We start from the raw sequence: 5,585 nt of genomic DNA on the forward strand, positions 1-5,585 counted from the left end.
CCCATGCGCTTTGCCGCCAGTACCACTTCCCGAAGTTCATCCATTTCCATCTGCTGACCGGTACCGGTAGCACGGTCGGTGAGAACACCACCGGTAGATGTGATCTTGATCAGGTCGGCACCATACTTGATCGCGTGGCGCGTAGCGCGGCGGCAGTCAAAAGGACCGTCACAGATAGTCTTGTTTTTGACATCGTGAAACGCCATCAGCTCGGGGCTTACCCCACTGATATCCGCGTGTCCGCCGGTTATGCCCACTCCGCCGGCAGCGATGATACGGGGGCCGTCGACCCAGCCTTTGTCGATGGCGTCCCGCAGCGCATACATCTCTTCGCCACTGTTACCGACATCCCGCACTGTGGTGAAACCTGCCTTGAGTGTGCGCATGGCGAACAGTTGCGAGTGCATCTGTACCGCGGGCATGGACATCTTGAGGGATTCGCTATCGTTCTTTGGCCCCAGCTCGCCCTGCAGGTGCACATGCATATCCATGAGACCGGGCATGACGAAACTGTGTTTGAGGTCGATGAGTCTGGCATCCGGTCTGTCGACATAGCCGGGGGCAATATCGGTAATTACACCATCCTCGATGATTAGGCTGCGCTCCCGCAACGGCGGCTTGCCTGGTTCTGCCAGTAGCGTCCCCGCGTGTATCACCGTAGTTGCGGCGAATGCCTGACCAGTGAGAACTGTGGAAGCGATTGCTGCGAGTAAGTGCTTCTTCATGGGGCGGCTTTCCTGTTTTTGATGCATTATTTTTTCCATCGAAGTTACCGGAAAAACCCTGGGTCGACAATTCGCGCCTTCCCGCTCTTGGCTGAAAGTGCGACCATGGCGAGAAAGATAAAGCTGTGAATGCGCGTTCTTTAAAGGTAGCGATTTCAGGGTAGAATTTTTTTGAATCGGACTTCAGACTGCTTCAACCAAGCGCTAATCTGAGTTCTGCCTCCCATGACCAAAAATCCCAAAGCCAGACTCGCTGCATTGCTTGTTGCCTGTGTTTGCAGCGCGAATAGTTTTTCCTCTGAATCCTCAAATTTCATTGCGCCGGCAGCAATGACCGATGGCTGGTCGACGATACCTGCGTCCGAGGCGCCACTTTCCGGCGAGCTGATGGGCAAGATGGATGGTGCCATTCGCAATGGGGAATTCGGCAACATCACCAGTGTGGTAGTAGCGCATCGCGGTCGCATCGCCTTCGAGCACTATTTTGCTGGAGATGCCGACACGCTGCGCAATACGCGCTCCGCGACCAAGACCGTGACGAGTATCCTTGTCGGCCTGGCGCTGGCGGCGGGCGATCTCCCGGATGTGAACGCCAGGGTTTTGCCGTTGCTATCCCAGAAACCTCACCTGTACCAGGATCCGCGCAAAAACGAGATCACATTCGCCGACCTGATGACCATGAGCTCGGTGTTGGAATGTGACGACTGGAATTCATTTTCCAGCGGCAACGAGGAACGCATGTATCTGCGCGAGGATTGGCTGCAGTTTGCGCTGGACTTACCCATTCGCGGCACGCCACCCTGGGAGACACCACCGGCACAGCGCCCCTATGGCCGCGCCTTCAGTTACTGCACTGCCGGGGTCTACATGCTCGGACGTGCGCTGGCTGGTGCCGTGCGCGCGCCATTGGAGGAGTTTGCCGCTAAAAATCTGTTCGCGCCGCTGGGTATTAGGGAGTATCGCTGGCAACACTCCCCCACTGGTCAAATCCAGACCGGCGGTGGCCTGGAACTGCGCAGCCGTGATCTGTTAAAGCTCGCGCAACTCTATGCGAATGGTGGTGACTGGGGTGGGCTACGCCTTCTATCCAAGGACTGGGTGCAGACCTCGATCGAGCCTCGGGTGCAATTCGAAGGCTCCGATGGCCGCAGCTTCGAGTATGGTTATTTGTGGTGGTTGCAGTCATTTTCACTCAATGAAAAGCAGGTCGCCACTTACCATATGGCCGGCGCTGGCGGAAATATAGTTCTGGTGGCACCGACGCTGGACCTGGTGGCTGTAATCACCGGTGAAAATTTTCGTCGCAGCGATGCCCACGCACTAACACGTACCTTGCTCAGTGATTACATACTGCCGGCGGTTAATGTGTTGGAATAGGGCAACCAAAAAGTTTCCAATCAATAACGCCCGAAAAAATTCGGGCTAGTCGCCGTATTCGAATTTCCCATCTGTCCGAGTTTGGCTGTGCCTGTTTCTGCCGAGCCTGATAACACTTTCCCCGCACCGAGCACTAAAACTCAACACACTTCAAGTTCTCTCTCAAAAATGCCTTTCGTGCCATACCGAACGGATGGCACGTAAATCAACGCGACCCTCGTAATCTCGACCAAATTATTCTTGCATCACGCTAAGCAATGAATAATTCTTAATTGGTCGATTGTATTGGAATAATTTATTTCACCGGTGGTTGAGTCCCGCTACCTGCAAAACAATAATCAAAAGGAGAGGTTGATGAACCGACTGCAACGAGCCATACGTTTGGCCAACATTTCGCTGTTCACCTTTGGAGCCATGGTTGCTCTACCAACTATGGCGCAGGATGAGAGCAGCAAAGAGTCCCAACGATTGGAAGAAGTCGAGGTCACCGGTTATCGGGGGGCGGTGAAGAAAAGTCTGGATATCAAGCGCAATGCTGACGTGATGATGGATGCCATCTCGGCGGAGGATGTTGGCAAGTTTCCGGATCAGACTGTTGCCGATGCTCTGCAGCGCGTGGCTGGTGTATCGGTAGAAAAATCTGAAGGTGAGGCGGACCGTGTGAGTATTCGTGGAACTCCGCCGCATCTCAACATGACATTATTCAACGGCCAGCATGTGGCTACTGCACTGGCTTCCGCAGATGTGGCGAGCCCGCCAAGCCGCAGCTTCAACTACTCCCTGCTGCCTTCAGAGCTGATTAACACCCTGGAAGTGCACAAGTCTCCACAGGCGAAAATTGAGGAGGGCTCGATCGGCGGCACCGTAATTGTGAAGACGCGTAGCCCTCTGTCCACCGCCAGTAATTACACGGCGCTGTCTGTTAAGGATATTTATCAGGAATCTAGCAGTGAGCATAGCCCGGCTATTTCCGGATTTTACTCGTGGAAAAATGAAGGCAACGACTTCGGTGTGAACCTGTCGTATGTCAGCCGGGATAACCGTATCCAGCGGGATACCAGTGGGGTTGGTTACCGCGGCTTTATGGCGGGTGCCGACGGTAGCTATCTACCGGACAATGTGCGTGCAACGCGCTACAACTCCGACAAGGACCTGCGCACCGCTACCCTGGCACTGGAGTGGCAGGCGAATGACAGCCTTAACCTGCAGTTCAACAACCTGGTATCCAAAGTGGATCAGGTCAACCAGTTCATCAGCAACGGCGCCTGGAACTCTGGTGCCGCCGCGGGCTTTACTAATGTGCAACTGGCCGGGGACACCATTGTCGCGGCCGACGTACCTGATGCTGCCGGCACAGGGACCTGGGCGGAAGAGAGCCTGTACAGCACCAACTACCACGAGGGTGGTTACGAGACTCGCGCGCATGACCTGAAGGTGGAATTCACCGGTGAAGGTTATACGTTGGCCGGCCACCTGGGGCACACTGCAGCAGAGGGTGATATCGTCGACGACCAGGTGGAGTTTGAAGCAAGTACCAATACTTCGTTCGAAATTATCGGTACCCCATCCTACACACTGGATGCAGCGCTGACGCCTGCAGACTACTCACGTATCTATACACACCGCAATATCTTTGCGAACAGCGAAGACGAGACTTATGCCCAGTTGGATCTGAACCTGGAACTTCAGAATGACTGGATAAGTTCGGTGGATGTCGGGGTTAAACACCGCGACCACATGAAGAAGTCGGACTTCTGGAAAGAACAGTGGATCGGCAGTGCTACCCTCGACCAATTCACCAGTGGCAATTCCGCCGATGACTTCATGGGCAAAAGTGGATCGCCGGACGGTCTCTGGGATTTCGATGCGGCGGCCTGGAAGCAGTGGACGGTCGACAACCCGGCGCTGCGTGCGAACTACCGCCCGGACTACAGCTTCGAGATGGAAGAGAAGGTAACCAGCACCTACGTGCAGGCCAATCTGGATCACGGCCAGCTGCATGGTAACGTCGGTGTGCGTTATGCCCGCACCGATGCCACCAGTCGCGGTTACCAGATGGTCAAGGTAGTGTCTTGGAACCCGGATACCTGGACGCTGGAGCCCGGCCGGGTGGATAACGATTACAGCAGTGTATTGCCGAGCCTGAACCTGGCCTATGACCTTCAGGACGATATGATTCTGCGCTTTGCCGCCGCCAAGGTGATCTCACGTCCCGACTACGACAACCTGGCGATGCGCCGTGCCTACGCCAAGAGCGCCTGGGCCGGCGCCGGCTACGATGGCCTCGGGGCAGGTGGTAACCCGGAACTCGAGCCGTATCGCGCCAATCAGTACGATTTCTCCGCCGAGTATTACTTTACCGACTCGTCGATCGTTTCCCTGGCGCTGTTTTACAAGGATATCGAGTCCTACATCGATACCACCCAGTCGGCAGAACAGCTTCCGGATGAGAACGGTGTGATTGGCTTGTACAACATCACTATTCCCGTAAACGGGATCGGCGGCCGCAACCAGGGTGTTGAGCTAACTTTGCAACACGATTTAGGAAACGGTTTTGGTTTGCTGGCCAACTACACCTATTCAGATGCTGACATGCTGGAAACCGCAGAGGAAAAGGCGGCGGGCATTGAAAAGCAACTGCCGGCCAACTCCAGCGATACGTATAACGCGACAGCCTATTACGAAGACCACGGCTTGTCGGCGCGACTGGCTTATAACTATCGTTCGCGCTACTACACGGGCACTAACCGCAATGGCCTGGACAAGTATGCCGACGGCTACGGTCAGGTGGATGCGAATATCTCTTATCAGCTAACCGACAATGTGTCATTGGTTCTGCAACTGCTGAATCTCACCGACAGTGAGCAAACGAGCTTTTGGGATTCTACCGAGCGGGTTGGTGATATTCACCAGTACGGCCGTCGTGTCTTTGCTGGAATCAACGCAAAGTTCTGACGGAACATATTGTATTTCTCCTTGGTCTTTTGGGGCCGGTGCCGGAAGGTTGCCGGCCTTTTTTTATCGCGCTTACACGCTTCGACACGCGATCCTCACAGAGTAAGGTAACCATACTGGTGAGGTGCCTATTTTATTCAGCTGCACCCAAGTACCGATCAGTACAGTAGAATGTCAGTTCAATAATAAATACGGGAACTACTATGCAAGTCCGGACAATATCGCTTCGCCTCCTGAAATGTGCACTCATGGCATGCCTGCTGCAACCAGCCTTGGCCTCTGCCGAATTCACCACCGGCCCGGTGGTGGAGAACTTTGGCCCGGTGACCGATGTTGCGCAATCGGTACCGCTTACCGGTAAGGAACGTTTCAAGGTTGTATTTGATACGGCGGAGCAGGGCGATGAGGGAAAGCGCAATCGCAAGTTCGAGAGCCTCGCGCGTTTCCTCAATATGCAGGCGCGGGCGGGCGTGAAGCCGGAGCAGGTCGAGCTGGCGCTGGTCGTCCACGGCGGTGCGAGCCTTGATG

The 5,585-nt window shown here is 55.0% G+C and carries 3 protein-coding genes and 1 pseudogene; 3 read left to right on the forward strand and 1 reads right to left on the reverse strand.

The genetic code is table 11. The features are described 5' to 3' along the window. Nucleotides 1–725 (reverse strand): amidohydrolase family protein (locus VIL80_RS01185; protein WP_332034340.1); only part of this gene is annotated, 725 nt, incomplete at its 3' end. Nucleotides 726–1,055: 330 nt separating this feature from the next. Here VIL80_RS01185 and VIL80_RS01190 point away from each other — a divergent pair. The 3 genes and pseudogenes from VIL80_RS01190 to VIL80_RS01200 form a co-directional block, all read left to right on the forward strand. Next, complete coding sequence (locus VIL80_RS01190; RefSeq protein WP_332034341.1) at nt 1,056–2,102, forward strand: serine hydrolase domain-containing protein; 1,047 nt, start codon at nt 1,056–1,058, stop codon at nt 2,100–2,102. 354 nt (nt 2,103–2,456) lie between these two features. After that, nucleotides 2,457–5,057: a TonB-dependent receptor gene (locus tag VIL80_RS01195; protein WP_332034342.1), complete on the forward strand. Its 2,601-nt coding sequence runs from the start codon at nt 2,457–2,459 to the stop codon at nt 5,055–5,057. Between the two features lie 248 nt (nt 5,058–5,305). Beyond that, nucleotides 5,306–5,585: pseudogene (locus VIL80_RS01200) on the forward strand (DsrE family protein); the annotation flags it as partial.

It is taken from the genome of Microbulbifer sp., from assembly GCF_036563125.1.
GTDB lineage: Bacteria > Pseudomonadota > Gammaproteobacteria > Pseudomonadales > Cellvibrionaceae > Microbulbifer.

Bases quoted from the DNA above. Each gene is read 5' to 3' on its own strand.
- VIL80_RS01195 (WP_332034342.1), top strand. From the start codon at position 2,457: ATGAACCGACTGCAACGAGCCATACGTTTGGCCAACATTTCGCTGTTC.
- VIL80_RS01190 (WP_332034341.1), top strand. From the start codon at position 1,056: ATGACCGATGGCTGGTCGACGATACCTGCGTCCGAGGCGCCACTTTCC.